General features: G+C 65.4%; 11 protein-coding genes. 6 read left to right on the plus strand and 5 right to left on the minus strand.

The annotated features are described in order from the left end of the window. Positions 1-185: 185 nt before the first annotated feature. Positions 186-2,420 (minus strand): M3 family metallopeptidase, encoded by a 2,235-nt coding sequence (locus ACTOWJ_RS18285; RefSeq protein ID WP_441336039.1) that lies wholly within the window; start codon positions 2,418-2,420, stop codon positions 186-188. A 284-nt stretch (positions 2,421-2,704) separates the two neighbouring features. Between ACTOWJ_RS18285 and ACTOWJ_RS18290 the strand changes: the two genes are divergently transcribed. The 3 genes from ACTOWJ_RS18290 to ACTOWJ_RS18300 all read left to right on the plus strand — a co-directional run bounded on the left by ACTOWJ_RS18290 (position 2,705) and on the right by ACTOWJ_RS18300 (position 7,851). After that, positions 2,705-3,091, plus strand: a complete 387-nt coding sequence (locus ACTOWJ_RS18290; RefSeq protein WP_441336040.1) for a VOC family protein — start codon at positions 2,705-2,707, stop codon at positions 3,089-3,091. 49 nt (positions 3,092-3,140) lie between these two features. Continuing rightward, on the plus strand, positions 3,141-5,210 hold the full coding sequence (locus tag ACTOWJ_RS18295) for an amidohydrolase family protein (RefSeq protein ID WP_441336041.1): 2,070 nt from the start codon (positions 3,141-3,143) through the stop codon (positions 5,208-5,210). Positions 5,211-5,559: 349 nt separating this feature from the next. Then, positions 5,560-7,851, plus strand: coding sequence for a TonB-dependent receptor (locus tag ACTOWJ_RS18300; protein WP_441336042.1), 2,292 nt, complete (start codon positions 5,560-5,562; stop codon positions 7,849-7,851). A gap of 55 nt (positions 7,852-7,906) precedes the next feature. Here the strand turns inward: ACTOWJ_RS18300 and ACTOWJ_RS18305 are convergent, their stop codons facing one another. Beyond that, complete coding sequence (locus tag ACTOWJ_RS18305; RefSeq protein ID WP_441336043.1) at positions 7,907-8,041, minus strand: DUF6053 domain-containing protein; 135 nt, start codon at positions 8,039-8,041, stop codon at positions 7,907-7,909. 164 nt (positions 8,042-8,205) lie between these two features. Between ACTOWJ_RS18305 and ACTOWJ_RS18310 the strand changes: the two genes are divergently transcribed. Continuing rightward, positions 8,206-8,688, plus strand: a complete 483-nt coding sequence (locus ACTOWJ_RS18310; RefSeq protein ID WP_441336044.1) for a glutathione peroxidase — start codon at positions 8,206-8,208, stop codon at positions 8,686-8,688. A gap of 132 nt (positions 8,689-8,820) precedes the next feature. On the opposite strand, the gene ACTOWJ_RS18315 is transcribed toward ACTOWJ_RS18310, so the two are convergent. Next, the gene (locus ACTOWJ_RS18315) at positions 8,821-10,017 is read right to left on the minus strand and encodes an acyltransferase family protein (protein WP_441336045.1); all 1,197 of its coding nucleotides are present in this window, start codon (positions 10,015-10,017) and stop codon (positions 8,821-8,823) included. Positions 10,018-10,182: 165 nt separating this feature from the next. On the opposite strand from ACTOWJ_RS18315, the gene ACTOWJ_RS18320 reads away from it, so the two are divergent. Further along, complete coding sequence (locus ACTOWJ_RS18320; RefSeq protein ID WP_441336046.1) at positions 10,183-11,109, plus strand: LytTR family DNA-binding domain-containing protein; 927 nt, start codon at positions 10,183-10,185, stop codon at positions 11,107-11,109. Between the two features lie 242 nt (positions 11,110-11,351). Here the strand turns inward: ACTOWJ_RS18320 and ACTOWJ_RS18325 are convergent, their stop codons facing one another. Together ACTOWJ_RS18325 and ACTOWJ_RS18330 are read right to left on the minus strand one after the other, a co-directional pair. Continuing rightward, positions 11,352-12,005: a TlpA family protein disulfide reductase gene (locus ACTOWJ_RS18325; RefSeq protein WP_441336047.1), complete on the minus strand. Its 654-nt coding sequence runs from the start codon at positions 12,003-12,005 to the stop codon at positions 11,352-11,354. A gap of 68 nt (positions 12,006-12,073) precedes the next feature. Then, complete coding sequence (locus tag ACTOWJ_RS18330) at positions 12,074-12,883, minus strand: ferredoxin--NADP reductase (RefSeq protein WP_441336048.1); 810 nt, start codon at positions 12,881-12,883, stop codon at positions 12,074-12,076. A gap of 261 nt (positions 12,884-13,144) precedes the next feature. Here ACTOWJ_RS18330 and ACTOWJ_RS18335 point away from each other — a divergent pair, with 261 nt between their 5' ends. Further along, positions 13,145-15,547 carry a Tex family protein gene (locus ACTOWJ_RS18335; protein WP_441336049.1) on the plus strand — a complete coding sequence of 801 codons (2,403 nt, stop codon included), beginning with the start codon at positions 13,145-13,147 and terminating at the stop codon, positions 15,545-15,547.

Genomic DNA, 15,547 nt, shown 5'->3' on the forward strand with positions numbered 1-15,547 from the left:
TCCCTTGAAACCTAATGTGACATAGATCGGGCTTCACCAAAAGCATGCTGATTATGTGTAAATAAATATTGATATTTAGATCGAGATAACGGAATCGGTGTGCCCCATGTGGCCTGTAAACGTAGAAAAGGCCGCCCACCGGACAGGTGGGCGGCCTTTCGTCAGGCCGATCGGGTCAAGCTGAATTATTTATTCTTCGAGCCCTGTCCGGCCGCCGGCGCGGTCAGCCCGCGGCGTTCCAGCAGGGGCTGGATCTGCGGTTCGTGGCCGGAGAAGTCGCGGAACAACTGCAGCGCGTCCTTGCTGCCGCCGCGCGAGAGCAGGGTGGCGCGGAAGCGGTCGCCGTTTTCGCGGGTCAGGCCGCCGTGCTGCTTGATCCATTCCACGGTATTGGCGTCGAGCACCTCGGACCAGATATAGGCGTAATAACCGGCCGCATACCCGCCCATGATGTGGCTGAAGTACGGGGTGCGGTAACGCGGCGGGACCGGCGGGTAGTAGATCCCGTCCTGCTTCAGCGATGCGGTTTCGAAGGCCATCACGTCCTTGGGCGCGGGAACCTTGGAGGCATCGCCGATCTGGTGATAGTTCTGGTCGAGCATCGCCGCGCCCAGATACTCGGTGGTGGTGAAGCCCTGGTTGAACTTGGAGGCGGCCAGGACCTTGTCCAGCAGTTCTTTCGGCATCGGCGCGCCGGTCTGGTAGTGCTTGGCGTAGTTGGCCAGCACCGACGGCCAGTCGGCCCACATCTCGTTGACTTGCGAGGGGAACTCGACGAAGTCGCGCGGCACGCTGGTGCCGGAGAAATAGGGGTACTTCACGTTCGAGAACATGCCGTGCAGGGCATGGCCGAACTCATGGAACATCGTGGTGACCTCGTCCCAGGTCATCAGCGTCGGCTTGCCGGCCGGCGGCTTGGGAATATTGAGGTGATTGGCCACCACCGGCAGGGTGCCGAACAGCTCGGACTGCTCCACGTAGGAGTTCATCCAGGCGCCGCCGCGCTTGGAGTCGCGGGCGTACATGTCGGCGATGAAGATCGCCAACTGCTTGCCGTTGGAATCGAACACGTCGTAGGCGGTGACGTCGTCGCGGTACAGCGGCAGGTCGGTGCGCTGCTTGAACTTCAGGCCGTAGAGCTGGCCGGCGGCGTAGAACACGCCGTTTTCCAGCACGTTCTTCATCTCGAAGTAGGGCTTGAGCTCGGCCTCGTCGAAGGCGAACTTTTCCTTGCGCACCTTCTCGGCGTAGAACGCCCAGTCCCAGGGTTCGAGCTGGAAGCTCTTCTCGCCCTTGGCGGCCTGTTCCTTGTCGATCATCGCCTGCAGGTCGGCGGCTTCGCGCTTGGCGTTGGCGACCGCGGCCGGGGCCAGCTGGCCGAGCATCTTGTTGACCGCTTCGGGATTCTTCGCGGTTTCGTCTTCGAGCACGTAAGCCGCGTAGTTCGGATAACCCATCATCTTGGCGCGCTCGGCGCGCAGGGTGAGGACCTTGGAGACGATGCCGGTGTTGTCGTACTGGTTGCCGCGGCTGCCGCGCACGACCGAAGCCTTGTGCAGCTTCTCGCGCAGGGCGCGGTGGGTCAGGTCGGTTTCCGGCGGCTGGCCGGTGGTGTTGAGCAGGGTCAGCAGGTACTTGCCTTCCAGCTTGCGGCCCTTGGCGGCTTCGGCGGCGGCGGCGATGCGCTCCTCCGACAGGCCGGCCAGCTCTTCCTTGGTGTCGACCACGATCGCCGATTCCTTGACCTCGGCGAGCACGTTCTTGCTGAACTTGGCGCCCAGTTCGGCCAGTTCGGCGTTGATCGCCTTCAGACGGGTCTTCTGCGCTTCGCTCAGGTTGGCGCCGCTGCGCACGAAGTCGGAGTGATAGCGCTCGATCAGGCGAACGCTCTCCGGGTCCAGGCCGAGCTTGTCGCGCTGCTCGTACAGGCTCTTGATCCGGGCGAACAGCTTGGGATTGAGCGAGATCGCATCGCGGTGCGCCGACAGCTTGGGCGCGTACTGCTGCTGCAGGTTCTCGCGGGTCGGGTTGGTGTCGGTGCCAGTCAGGTTGAAGAAGGTCGAGACCGCGCGGCCGAGGATCTGGCCGGAGCGCTCCATCGCCACGATGGTGTTGTCGAAGCTCGGCGCTTCGGGGTTGTCGGCGATCGCCTCGATTTCCTTGATCTGGTCGGCCATGCCGCGATCGAAGGCCGGCGCGAAGTCGGCGTCCTTGATCTTGTCGAACTGCGGGAAGTGCAGCGGCAGCGGGCTGAGCTGGAAGAACGGGTTCGCGCCGGATTGGGCGTTCGAAGCGGCGGTCGGGGCGGCGGTCTGGGTCACGGCTTTGTCGGTCTTCGTTTGGGCCTGGGCATTGTGGGCCAGACCCGGCACGGTGGCGATCAGGGCCACGGCCAGGGCCACGGCGAGGGGATGCTTCATCGTACGAACCTCGTCAAAAGGAACCCGGAAGCCTACCTGATGGGGGCCGGAGGAGCCCCTGACGAAAGGCATGGGGGCTGGGATTCGGAATTGGGGATTCGGGATTCGGGATTCGGGGTCGGAAAAGCGGAGTGGCGGGATCCGGGAATGCGACGGCTTTGCCGCCTCCCAACTCCCGGCCCACATGACTATCCGCCCGGTAACCGCGGAGGCCGCCGGTTTACACTCCGGCGATATTTAGCCAGGAGAAGACGGATGCACAGCGCCATGCCAGGGAATGCGCCATGAGCGCAGCGAACGCACGCGCTTTCGTGCCGATGGTCCACGTCGCCAGCCTGCCGCGGGCGATCGACTTCTATGCGGTGTTCGGCTTCCGCGTCGGCGATGTCCACCACGAGCCCAGCAGCGGCGAAGACCCGATCTGGGCCTGGCTGGAAAGCCCGGGCGGCGCCGAATTCATGCTGGTCAAGGCCGACACCTCGATCGACGACACCGTCCAGGGCGTGCTGTTCTACATCTATTGCGACGATGTCGCGGCGATGCGCGAACGCGTGCTCGCCGCCGGCGTGCAGGCCGGCGAGATGGCTTATCCGTTCTACCGCCCCAAGGGCGAGTTTCGCGTCAGCGACCCGGACGGTTACGTCCTGATGGTCACGCACCACGGCGACTGATGTTGCTTTTCCTGTTCCTTTTCTTTTTTCCTGCCCGGAGCCGCACCCGATGAATTCACCGCGTCTGAAATCCACCGCCGGCCGCGTATTCGCGCTGGCGCTGCTGCCGAGCGTATTGCTGGGTTTGTCGGCCAGCGCGCTCGCCGCCGAAACCACCCGTTACCTGGCCCTGGTCGACGGCGGCAAGCAGGCCGGCCAGCAGGTGGTGAGTCGCGCCGACGACGGCACGGTTTCGGTCGACTACGTGTTCAAGGACAACGGCCGCGGGCCCGAGCTCAAGGAAACCTACACCCTGGCCGAGGACGGCACTTACCGCACTTACCAGGTCAGCGGCACGTCGACCTTCGGCGCCAAGGTCGAGGAGAGCTTCAAGCGCGAAGGCGACAAGGCGAGCTGGAAGTCCAAGTCCGATTCGGGCGACGCCACGGTGTCCGGGATCGGCCTGTATTCGCCGGTCGGCGGCACGCCGGCCGGCATGTCGGTTCTGCTCAGCGCGCTGGCCAAGCGCTCCGACGGCAAGCTGCCGCTGCTGCCCAACGGCACGCTGAGCGCGGAAAAGCTCGGTCAGGCGCAGGTGACCCGCGACGGCAAGACCCAGACCGTGCAACTGATGGCGCTGACCGGCCAGGGCTTCACTCCGAACTTCGTCTGGGCCACGACCGGCGCACAGCCGCGTCTGTTCGCCTACATCTTTCCCGGCTACCTGCAGTTGATCGAAGAAGGCTGGCAGGCCAACGCCAACGCGCTGGAAACCCAGCAGAAGGCCGCCGAAGGCAAGCTGCTGGTCGATCTGAGCAAGAAACTCGGCCACTCCTTCGCCGGTACCACGCTGCTGCACAACGTGCGCGTGTTCGACAGCGAACAGGCCAAGCTCGGCGAGGTCACCGACGTGGTGATCGCCGACGGCAAGATCGTCTCGGTCGGCAAGGCCGACAAGAACCTCAAGCCGGCGCGTACGGTCGACGGCGGCGGCAAGGTGCTGATGCCGGGCCTGTTCGACATGCACGGGCACGTGTCGCGCTGGGACGGCGGGCTCAACATCGCCACGGGTGTGACCACCGTGCGCGACATGGGCAACGACAACGCGACCTTGCAGCAGATGATCGCCGAAATCGACAACGGCACGTTGATGTCGCCCGGCGTGGTGCCGGCCGGTTTCATCGAGGGCGAGAGCAACTACTCGGCGCGCAACGGTTTCGTCATCAAGAACCTGGACGAAGCCAAGAAAGCGGTCGATTGGTATGCCGAGCACGGCTACCCGCAGATCAAGATCTACAACTCCTTCCCCAAGGCGGTGCTGCGCGACACGGTCGCCTACGCGCACGGCAAGGGGCTGCGCGTGAGCGGCCACGTGCCGGCGTTCCTGCGCGCGCAGGACGTGGTCGATCAGGGTTTCGACGAGATCCAGCACATCAATCAGCTGATGCTGAATTTCTTCGTCGACGACAAGACCGATACCCGCACCTTGCAGCGGTTCTATCTGGTGGCCGACAAGACCGCCGATCTGGATCTGGATTCCAAGCCGGTGCAGGATTTCATCGCGACCTTGGCCAAGAAGCAGATCGCGATCGATCCGACCCTGGCCACCTTCGAGTTCCTGCATCAGCGCGACGGCGAGCTGTCGCCGATCGTCGTCGGCATCGACGACCACCTGCCGCCGGACGTGCAGCGCGGCCGCCGTTCGGCCGAGATGAACATTCCCGACGACGCCACCGCGGCGCGCTACACCAAGTCCTACGACAAGCTGGTCGAGTTCGTCGGCCGCGCCTACAAGGCCGGCGTGCCGTTGTTGGCCGGCACCGACGAGTTGCCGGGGTTCACCCTGCAGCACGAACTGGCCTTGTACGTGCGCGCCGGCCTGACGCCGTCGCAGGCCCTGCAGGTCGCCACCTGGAATGCGGCCAAGGTCGCGCGCGTGCTCGACGACCGCGGTTCGGTCACCCCAGGCAAGCGTTCGGACCTGATCCTGGTCGACGGCGATCCGACCAAGAACATCGGCGACATCCGCAAGCTGTCCCTGGTGTTGCGCGGCGACACCGCGTACTACCCGAGTGAGGTGTTCGAGGCGCTGGGCGTGAAGGCGTTCGCGACGCCGGCGAAGGTGACGGCGGCGAAGTAAGGCGCTGGCGCCGACGACTCAACGAGCTCCACCCCGGCCCGAACGCATAGCGTTCGGGCGTTCGGTGCCGTGCGAGCCAGTGGCTCGCAAGCACGGCCCCTCACCCCGCAAGCGGGAGAGGGAGCCTGGGATCGATAGCTGAAAGCCCATTTGAGCACCGACTCTTTAATGATTTGGTAACATTCGCCGGTCAATGAGCCGACCACGGTGCGGGCAGGTCCGCATCCCGACCGTCAAGGGACGGTCCGATCGCCCATCGCCGTCAGCCCATGCCCGAGGGGAGCATGACGCCGCGGCGGTTTCCCAAGCACTGGCGCCTGCCGCGCCGCGTCCACCGAGAAACCCGACCATGCTCAAGCACTTCTGTGCTCCCCGCAGTCACGCCCCCCGCAGTCATGTGCTTGCGGTCGCCATCGGCCTGACCCTCGTTTCCGCCACCGCCTTCGCCCAGGACACCGCGCCCGCCGAAGGCGAGGCCAAGACCCTCGACGCGCTGATGGTCACCGCCCAGCGCAAGGTCGAACGCGCCAAGGACGTGCCGGTCGCGCTCACCACGGTCGATCGCGAGAAGCTGCACGTGCTCGGCGCTGGCGGCGGCGACATCCGCTTCCTGTCCGGCCGTCTGCCCAGCCTCAACATCGAGTCTTCCTTCGGCCGCGCCTTCCCGCGTTTCTACATTCGCGGCCTGGGCAACACCGACTTCGACTTGAACGCCTCCCAGCCGGTCTCGCTGGTGTACGACGACATCGTCCTGGAGAACCCGCTGCTCAAGGGCTTCCCGGTATTCGATCTGGAGAACGTCGAACTGCTGCGCGGCCCGCAGGGCACGCTGTTCGGCCGCAACACTCCGGCCGGCGTGGTCAAGTTTGAATCGGCCAAGCCCACCCGCGACCTGGAAGGCTACGGCCAGATTTCTTACGGTACCTACGGCACCACCAATTTCGAAGGCGCGATCAGCGGCCCGCTCGGCGCCAACTGGTCCGGCCGCGCTTCGGCGATGTACCAGCGCCGCGACGACTGGGTCGACAACACCAACCCCAACGCGCGCAGCAATCCCAAGCTGGAAGGCTACGACGAATCGGCCGCGCGCCTGCAGTTGCAGTACGACGGCAGCGATACCTTCCACGCCTTGTTCAACCTGCACGCGCGCCGCCTCAACGGCACCGCGCGACTGTTCCGTGCGCAGTTGTTCAAGAAGGGCAGCAACGATCTGTTCGACGGCTTCGACGTCGACAAGGTCGGTATCGACGGCCGGAACTTCCAGAATCTCAAGACCTACGGCGCCAGCGCGCGCCTGAGCTGGGATCTGTCGAACGAGCTGACCCTGTACTCGATCACCGGTTACGAGACCGCCGACTCGCTCAGCCGTGGCGATATCGACGGCGGCGTCGGCGCGATGTTCCTGCCCGGCGGCAGCACCCCGGTCGGTATTCCGTTCACCGCCGAATCGGCCGACGGTCTGCCCGATCACCGCCAGTGGACCCAGGAATTCCGCCTGGAATCGAACTACAGCGGCGCGTTCAACTGGCAGGCCGGCCTGTTCTACTTCGACGAAGACATCACCGTCGACAGCCTCAATTACGACACCCTCAACGGCGGCGTACAGGCCGGTCATGCGCAGCAGAAGCAGCGCAACAAAGCCTGGGCGGCGTTCGGTTCGCTCGAATACGCGGTGACCGATCGCTTCAAGCTGCGCGGCGGCCTGCGTTACACCCAGGACAAGAAGGACTTCAGCGCCAGCGTGCTGCAGAGCGCGCCGTTCGGCGCGCCGGTGTCGGGCCCGTTCAAGGTCACCACCGATGTGGACGACGTCAGCTGGGATATCAGCGGCGTGTTCCAGGCGACCGACGACATCAACCTGTACGCCCGCGTCGCCAAGGGCTTCCGCGCGCCCAGCATCCAGGGCCGTTTGTTGTTCCAGACCCCGCCGCAGCCCTCGGTGGCCGATGCGGAGAAGGTGATCTCATACGAGGCCGGTCTGAAGGCCGACCTGTGGGACAAGCGTGCGCGCCTGGGTTTCGCCTTGTTCCGCTATACCGTCGACAACCAGCAGCTCAACGCGGTCGGCGGCGCGCTCAATCAGACGATCCTGGTCAACGCCGACAAGACCCTCGGCCAGGGCTTCGAAATCGATCTGGACGCGTACCTGACCGACAACCTGATGGTCACCTTCGGTGCGAGTTACAACGATACCGAGATCCAGGATGCCAATCTGCTGGTCGCACCCTGCGGCGGCGGCTGTACCGTGACCGATCCGACCGTGTCGGCACCGGGCGGCGGCGTGTTGGCGCGTATCGACGGCAATCCCTTGCCGCAGGCGCCGAAATGGGTCTACAACCTGACCGCGCGCTACACCTTGCCGCTGGCCAACGGCAATGAGTTCTACGTCTACACCGACTGGGCCTATCGCAGCGAAGTGAATTTCTTCCTGTACGAGTCCAAGGAGTTCCGCGGCAAGTCGTTGGTCGAAGGCGGCCTGCGCGTGGGCTATATGTGGGACAACGGCCGCTACGACCTGGCCTTGTACGGCCGCAACATCCTCGACGAGGTGCGCGCGGTCGGCGGCATCGACTTCAACAACCTGGTCGGCTTCGTCAACGATCCGCGGATCGTGGGCGTGGAGTTCAAGGCTTCGTTCTGATCGTTGCAATTCGTCAGGCAGTACTCGAACGGCCCGCCTCGCGCGGGCCGTTTTTTTATCTGGCTGATGCCGCGAGGTTTTTTGTGGGAGGGCCTTCAGGCCCGACGCTTTCCGGTCCGATCGCCGCGTCTGAACGAAGAGCGTCGGGCCTGAAGGCCCTCCCACAAAAGACTTCGTGGCATCCCGACATCGACTGAGCCGGGCGTCTCTATTGCTTTCGAATCCCCGTCACCCGGGCAAACCGTGATCGAGGCGGATATCTGTACGTGCGCTGCCGGGCAACTGCGGTGGCCGCCGGACACCGTCACGCCCGACGCGCTATCGTGCGCCCAACCCACACCGAGCGCCGTTCCCATGACCACCGCCTACGACTTTTCCGCTACCGACATCGACGGCCAGAGCCAGTCGCTGGACCGCTACAAAGGCAAGGTGCTGCTGATCGTCAACGTCGCCTCCAAGTGCGGTTTCACTCCGCAGTACACCGGTCTGGAAAAGCTCGAGCGCGACTACCAGACGCGCGGTTTCGAAGTGCTGGGCTTTCCCTGCGATCAGTTCGGCCATCAGGAGCCGGGCGACGAAAACGAGATCAAGGAATTCTGCTCGCTGACCTACGAGGTGACCTTTCCGATGTACGCCAAGGTCGACGTCAACGGCGACAAGGCCCATCCGCTGTGGAAGTGGCTCAAGGACGAAAAGGGCGGCTTCCTCGGCATCGACGCGATCAAGTGGAACTTCACCAAGTTCCTGGTCGGACGCGACGGCAAGGTGATCAAGCGCTACGCGCCGACCGACAAGCCCGAGTCGATCACCGCCGATATCGAGAAGGCGCTGGCCTGAGATCCGACGCGGCCCCGGTGCTCGACTGTAGGAGCGGCGCGAGCCGCGACCGCGACATCACGGTTACGTCGTCATTGCGATGTCGCGGTCGCGGCTCGCGCCGCTCCTACAGTCGGTATCGGAGCTACGGTCTCAGGCGAGATCCACAGCCGGCATCGCCGTCGGAACAACCGCCGGCCACTCAACCTTCGCGCGCCGCGCCTTCAACCCGAACAACGGCCGCAGCGGCGGCACGCGGCGAATGATTTCGTGCAGAACGAAACAGCCCGCCAGCGTGCCGAACAGCACGATCACCGGTTCGGCCAACGGGCCGAACTTCAGCGGCAAGATCCAATAGGCGATCGACACGATCAGGCTCTGGTGCAGCACATACCAGGGATACACCGCTTCGGTCGCCCACGGCAGCCAGCGCAACGGCCGGTTCAACAGGTGATGCGACCAGCCCAGGATCGCGCACAGCGCGGCCCAGATGTACAGGCTGCGCGTGGCCCAGAGGGTGTATTGGACCGGGTCGGACACGTCCTCGGGCAGCAGCTTGAGCATGGCCAGATAGACGCCGAACAGCCCCAGCGCCAGGACCAGGGTGCGCCGGCGCAGCCGCACCAGTTCCCGCCACAGGCCGGCGTCGTTACCGAGCCAGTAACCGTAGAGGAAGACGGTGAAATAGATCGCGTGGCGGTACCAGTCGTGGATCAGGTCGCCGGTTTCCTCGAAATGCGGTTGCAGCAGGATCGAGCCGATCGCCAGCGGCACCGCCGGCAAGGCGATCAGCGCCCAGCCGCGCAGGGACGCGATCGCGCCGTACAGGCGCCGGCCCCAGGCGTTGCGGAACCAGGGCAGCAGGGCGGCGAACACGAGCGTATAGACCCACAGATAAGCCAGATACCACAGGTGGTTCCAGGTGAAGCCGTATTCCCAGCCGTCGAAGGCGTCCTTGGGCCACGGCTGGAAGCGGTAGTAACGAATCAGAAAATCGATGAAGCCCGGTTCGACCAGGCCGTTGGCCACGCCCTGGGCGTAGGGCTGGATCGGCACGATCAGCAGGCAGCCGAACGTCAGCGGCAGCAACAGGCGCCAACTGCGCTGGGCCACGAACCGCCCCAGCGAGCCGTTGCGCAGCAGGAAGTGCACCGACAGGCCCGAGATCAGGAAGATCAGGTCCATGCGCCAGCGATTCATGAACAGCATCGGCAGTTGCAAAGTCTCCGACAGGTGCGAGCTCTTCAGGTGCCAGCCCCAATCGGCGACGTAGAGCATGGCGCAGTGGTAGAGGATCAACAGGGCGAAGGCGAGGGCGCGCAGGGCGTCGATGTCGTAGCGGCGATGCATGGCGGTTCCGCGGCGGGAGGACCGGCAAAGCCTGTGGCCACGGGCACTTGGCCGATACCGTCAGGTGACCGGACGCGGCCCGGCGGGGACGAAATGCGGACCCCGGGGACGAGCGGGGGACGGCCGGTTGCCGTCCCTGCCATCGCGCAGGCGAGAATGCGCGGCATGACCCACGATGTTTCCGCGGCGCGCGCCGCCGACCCGCAAGCCGCTGTCCCGGCCGCCGCTCCGCCGACCGCCTGGGACCGTTACCAACCCTGGCGCCGCACGGTCGAAGTGTTGGCCTGGGTGCTGCTGTTCGCGGTCAACGCGATCTTCGGCACCCTGACCACGGTGATCGACATCCACCGCTACGGCCTGGACATCCCCGATTGGGCGCCGGCGGTGTGGGAAGTCAGCAGTTGCGTGATCGCGTTGGCGTTGGTGCCGGCTCTGGCCTGGTACACGCGCAAGGTCCCGTTTCACCTCGATACCTGGCGCAAGGCGCTGGCCCTGCACCTGGCCGGCAGCGTGGTCTGGTCGGTCCTGCACGTGGTCGGCATGGTCACGCTGCGCAGTCTGGTCTACACCGGCCTGGGCGAGCGCTACGACTTCGGCCCCTGGGGCATGAACCTGGTCTACGAATACCTGAAGGACGTGCGTTCCTACACGTACATGGTGCTGTGGATGGAGGCGTACCGTCTGTTGATGCGGCGCTGGCAAGGCGAGGCCAGCGTACTGGCGACCCCGGACGACGTGCCCGAGCCGGCCATGGCCGAGCGTCCCGAACGCTTTCTGGTGCGCAAACTGGGCAAGGAGTTCCTGGTCGCCGCCAGCGAAGTCGAGTGGCTGCAGGCCTCGTCGAACTACGTGAACCTGCATGTGCGCGGCCGCGACTACCCGTTGCGCACCACCATGGCCGCGATCGAAACCCAGCTCGACCCGGCCCGATTCGTGCGCGTGCACCGCAGCTACATGGTCAACCTGGACTGCGTGGGCGAGATCGAACCGCTGGAAAGCGGCGACGCGCGCATCACCATGCACGACGGCAGCAAGATTCCCTGCAGCCGCCGTTATCGCGGTGCCTTGCGCCAGGAGCGTCGCGCGGCCTGAGTGGCGGTGTCCGACGGTAGGCGCTGTGCGAGTCGCGACTGCGCCAATGCAATTACGCTGAAACTCGCGCAATCGTCGCGGATTCGTGGTCGCAGCTCGCGCAGCTCCTACAAGGGGCTACGTGGTTTCGGGGCAGGCCGTTGGTTCGCATCCGACTGTAGGAGCGGCGCAAGCCGCGACTGTGCCAGAACAGCTACGTCGAAACCCGCGCAATCGCCGCGGATTCGCGGTCAACAGGCCGCTCAGTCGCGCTTGCGCGCCGGCTGCTTGAGCGCCTCCGGCGGCAGCAGGCTCGCCAGTTCCTTGGCGAACTGCTCGACCATCTGCGTCGAGTAGCCGCGATGCACCCGGACGATCGCGCCGTTGCGATCGATCACGAACAGGTTCGGCACGGTCTTGACCGCGTAATGCCGGGCCGCGGTGCCCGGGTCGTGGATATAGGTCAGATCCAGTTTGCCGTTGAGCCGCAGAAACTGTTCGAAGTCGGACTTGGGCTGGTTGAGATTGATCGCGACCACTTGCAGATGCTCGCGACCGACGGCGGTCTGCAGCGCCGACAGCATCGGCAGCTCGCGCAGGCAGGGCGCGCACCAACTGGCCCAGAAGGTCACCACCACCAGCTTGCCGCGGTAATCGCTGACCTTGATCGCAGCGCCGGTGGTGTCCACGCCGAGAAAATCCGGCGGGATATCGCCGGGCTGCGGCTGGGTGCGGGCGGCGTGCGGTGTCGTCGGTGCGTCGCCGGCTTGCGGCGAGGCCGATGGCCGGTCGTCGGTCGCGGCGGTCGCCGAACCGTCGGCGTTTGCGTTGGAAGCCGCCGCGTCGGCGAACCAGAGCGTCGACGCCAACGTCAAGCCAGCCAGCCCGCACCAGGCCGCCACGCGCAACCCAACCATCGCCGATGCCATCCGTTCCGCCGCCCCGCGCCTGCCCGCTGTCGAAGCCGGCAGGTTAGCAGGGACGATCATTTCTCGACGAAGGCGCGCTCGAACACGTACTGGCCCGGCGTGCCGATGCGCGGCGCGGCGACGAAGCCGCGGCGGTCGAGGATGTCGCGGAAATCGGCCAGCATCTGCGGGCTGCCGCAGATCATCGCGCGGTCGTGCTCGGCGTCCAGCGGCTCGATCCCGAGTTGTTCCATCATCTGCCCGCTGTCCATCATCTGGGTCAGGCGGCCGCGCTGGTCGCGGCCGTCGAAGACGAAGTCCTCGCGGGTCACCGCGGGGTAGTACTTGAGTTTGGCGGCGATCTGTTCGCCGAGGAACTCGTGCTGCGGCAGTTCGTTGACGATGTAATCGCGATAGGCCAGATCCTGCTCGCTGCGCACGCCGTGGCAAAGCACGACCTTGTCGAAGCGCTCATAGGTCTCCGGGTCCTTGATCACCGACAGCCACGGCGCGAAACCGGTGCCGGTGCCCAAGAGGTACAGATTGCGGCCCTGGTGCAAGTCGTGGATCAACAGGGTGCCCGTGGGCTTGCGCCCAATCAGCACGCTGTCGCCGGGCCGGATCGATTTCAACCGCGAGGTCAGCGGCCCATTGGGCACCTTGATGCTGAAGAACTCCAGTTGCTCTTCCCAGTTCGCGCTGGCGATCGAATAGGCGCGCAGCACCGGCTTGGACACGCCGGCCTCGTTGGGAACCTGCAGTCCGATCATCACGAACTGGCCGTTCTCGAAGCGGAATCCGTCGTCGCGGGTGGTGGTGAAGCTGAAGTAGTCGTCGGTCCAGTGACGGACGTCCAGCACCGTCTCGGTGCCAAAAGCGGAGGACATGCCTGGGAGGTCGGGTGGAGCGGGGCGGCTATTGTACCTGATGGATGAGAGCGATTCTTATCTGGGTGGGGCTGGGATAGGGAATGGGGGGATGGGGAACGGAAACCGCATGCGCCCTGGAAGTCCGGCCCGCGCATACCGCTTCAACCATTCCCATTCCCTCCATTCCCCATTCCCGCCCCTTGTCAACGGGTATCGCCTTCACGCCCGCATTGCGACAATCGCCCGGTCCCCGCTGTGGGGGCCAAACGATTGGAAACGATGCAAGACAAGAACGCGCAGTCCCCGCGGATCGCAAAGAAGATCGCCGAGCTCATCGCCACCGAGATCGGCGCCCAGACCGCCCAGGCCCAGGCCGCTATCGGCCTGCTCGATGAAGGCGCCACCGTGCCCTTCATCGCCCGTTACCGTAAGGAAGTCACCGGCGGCCTCGACGACATTCAGTTGCGCGATCTGGAATCGCGCCTGCGCTATCTGCGCGAGCTCGAGGACCGCCGCATCGCGGTGCTCGACAGCATCGCCGAGCAGGGCAAGCTGAGCGACGAGTTGCGCGCCGACATCGAGGCCGCCGACAGCAAGTCGCGCCTGGAAGACTTGTACCTGCCGTACAAACCCAAACGCCGCACCAAGGCGCAGATCGCGCGCGAAGCGGGCCTGGAGCCGCTCGCCGACGGCCTGTTGGCCGATCCCATGCTCAAACCGGAGGAATTCGCCGCCGGTTTCGTCAGCGAAGAAAAGCAGGTTGCCGACGTCAAGGCCGCGCTCGACGGCGCGCGCGCGATCTTGATGGAGCGTTGGGGCGAAGACGCCAAGCTGGTCGGCGAGCTGCGCACCTGGCTGATCGACGTCGGCGTGATCCGCGCCCGTGTGGCCGAAGGCAAGGAGAACGAAGGCGCGAAATATCGCGATTACTTCGACCATGCCGAGTCGCTGGCCAAGATTCCTTCGCACCGCCTGCTGGCGCTGTTCCGCGCGCGCCGCGAAGAAATCCTGTTTCTGGAACTGGATCCGGGGACCGATGCCGAATCGGGCCACGCCTACGGCGAAGGCCGGGTCGCGCTCAACGCCGGCATCGGCGATCGAGGCCGCCCGGCCGACCGCTGGTTGCTCGAGGCCTGCCGCCTGACCTGGCGCGCCAAGCTGCATCTGCACCTGCTGCTGGATCTGTTCGGCCAGGCGCGCGAGAAAGCTGAGGCCGAGGCCATCGACGTGTTCGGCGACAACCTCAAGGATCTGCTGCTGGCCGCGCCGGCCGGTCCGCGGGCGGTGCTGGGCCTGGATCCGGGGCTGCGTACCGGCGTCAAAGTCGCGGTGGTCGACGCCACCGGCAAGTTCGTCGCGCACGACACCATCTACCCGCACGAGCCGCGCAAGCAGTGGGATCAGTCGCTGCACACGCTGCGCGCGTTGTGCGCCAAGCACGGCGTCGAGTTGATTTCGATCGGCAACGGCACCGCTTCGCGCGAAACCGACAAGCTGGCCGGCGATCTGATCAAGCTCATGCCGGACACCAAGCTGACCAAGGTCGTGGTCAGCGAAGCCGGCGCGTCGGTGTATTCGGCGTCCGAGTTCGCCTCCAGGGAATTCCCCGATCTGGACGTGAGCATCCGCGGCGCGGTGTCGATCGCGCGGCGCCTGCAGGATCCGCTGGCCGAACTGGTCAAGATCGAGCCCAAGGCGATCGGCGTGGGCCAGTACCAGCACGACGTCGATCAGTACCGTCTGGCGCGCACGTTGGACGCGCGCGTGGAGGACTGCGTGAACGCGGTCGGCGTCTACGTCAACACCGCCTCGGCGGCGTTGTTGGCGCGGGTGTCGGGCCTGTCGAGCACGGTCGCGGAGAACATCGTCCGCCATCGCGACGAGAACGGCCCGTTCGTGTCGCGCAAGGCGTTGCTGAAAGTGCCGCGTCTGGGCGAGAAGACCTTCGAACAGTGCGCCGGCTTTTTGCGCATCGTCGACGGCGACGAACCGCTGGACGCCTCGGCCGTGCACCCGGAGGCATATCCGGTGGTCGAGCGCATCGTCAAGCAGTGCGGGCGCGAAGTGAAAAGCTTGTTGAACGATCCGCAGTTCGTGCGCAGCCTGAAACCCGAGGCTTACACCGACGGGAAGTTCGGCGTGCCGACGGTGCGCGACATCCTCAAGGAAATGGAAAAGCCCGGGCGCGATCCGCGTCCGGAGTTCAAGGCGGCCAAGTTCGCCGACGGCGTGGAGGATCTCAAGGATCTGCAGGTCGGCATGATCCTGGAAGGCGTCATCAGCAACGTCGCCGCGTTCGGCGCCTTCGTCGACATCGGCGTGCACCAGGACGGGTTGATCCATATCTCGGCCTTGTCGGACAAGTACGTCAAGGATCCGCGCGAGGTGGTCAAGGCCGGCGATGTGGTCAAGGTGCGGGTATTGGAAGTCGACATCCCGCGCAAGCGCATCGCGCTGACCCGGCGTCTGGACGACGCGGTACCGGCGCCGCGCGCGCCGGGCGCGGACCGTAACGAGCGCAACGATCGAGGCGGCGGCCGCGGCGATGGCGGCCGTCCGAACCCGGGCGGGCGTCGCGATCAGCCGCAGCGCGGCGGTTCGACCGCGCCGCAGGGCAAGGGTTCGGCGCCGTTGGGCGGGGCGTTGGCGGATGCGTTCGCGCGGGCCAAGCAGAAGTCCTGA

The organism is Lysobacter sp. CA199 (genome assembly GCF_052078715.1).
Taxonomy (GTDB): Bacteria; Pseudomonadota; Gammaproteobacteria; order Xanthomonadales; family Xanthomonadaceae; genus Lysobacter.

Bases quoted from the DNA above. Each gene is read 5' to 3' on its own strand.
- ACTOWJ_RS18285 (WP_441336039.1), bottom strand. From the start codon at position 2,420: ATGAAGCATCCCCTCGCCGTGGCCCTGGCCGTGGCCCTGATCGCCACC.
- ACTOWJ_RS18290 (WP_441336040.1), top strand. From the start codon at position 2,705: ATGAGCGCAGCGAACGCACGCGCTTTCGTGCCGATGGTCCACGTCGCC.
- ACTOWJ_RS18295 (WP_441336041.1), top strand. From the start codon at position 3,141: ATGAATTCACCGCGTCTGAAATCCACCGCCGGCCGCGTATTCGCGCTG.
- ACTOWJ_RS18300 (WP_441336042.1), top strand. From the start codon at position 5,560: ATGCTCAAGCACTTCTGTGCTCCCCGCAGTCACGCCCCCCGCAGTCAT.
- ACTOWJ_RS18305 (WP_441336043.1), bottom strand. From the start codon at position 8,041: ATGTCGGGATGCCACGAAGTCTTTTGTGGGAGGGCCTTCAGGCCCGAC.
- ACTOWJ_RS18310 (WP_441336044.1), top strand. From the start codon at position 8,206: ATGACCACCGCCTACGACTTTTCCGCTACCGACATCGACGGCCAGAGC.
- ACTOWJ_RS18315 (WP_441336045.1), bottom strand. From the start codon at position 10,017: ATGCATCGCCGCTACGACATCGACGCCCTGCGCGCCCTCGCCTTCGCC.
- ACTOWJ_RS18320 (WP_441336046.1), top strand. From the start codon at position 10,183: ATGACCCACGATGTTTCCGCGGCGCGCGCCGCCGACCCGCAAGCCGCT.
- ACTOWJ_RS18325 (WP_441336047.1), bottom strand. From the start codon at position 12,005: ATGGTTGGGTTGCGCGTGGCGGCCTGGTGCGGGCTGGCTGGCTTGACG.
- ACTOWJ_RS18330 (WP_441336048.1), bottom strand. From the start codon at position 12,883: ATGTCCTCCGCTTTTGGCACCGAGACGGTGCTGGACGTCCGTCACTGG.
- ACTOWJ_RS18335 (WP_441336049.1), top strand. From the start codon at position 13,145: ATGCAAGACAAGAACGCGCAGTCCCCGCGGATCGCAAAGAAGATCGCC.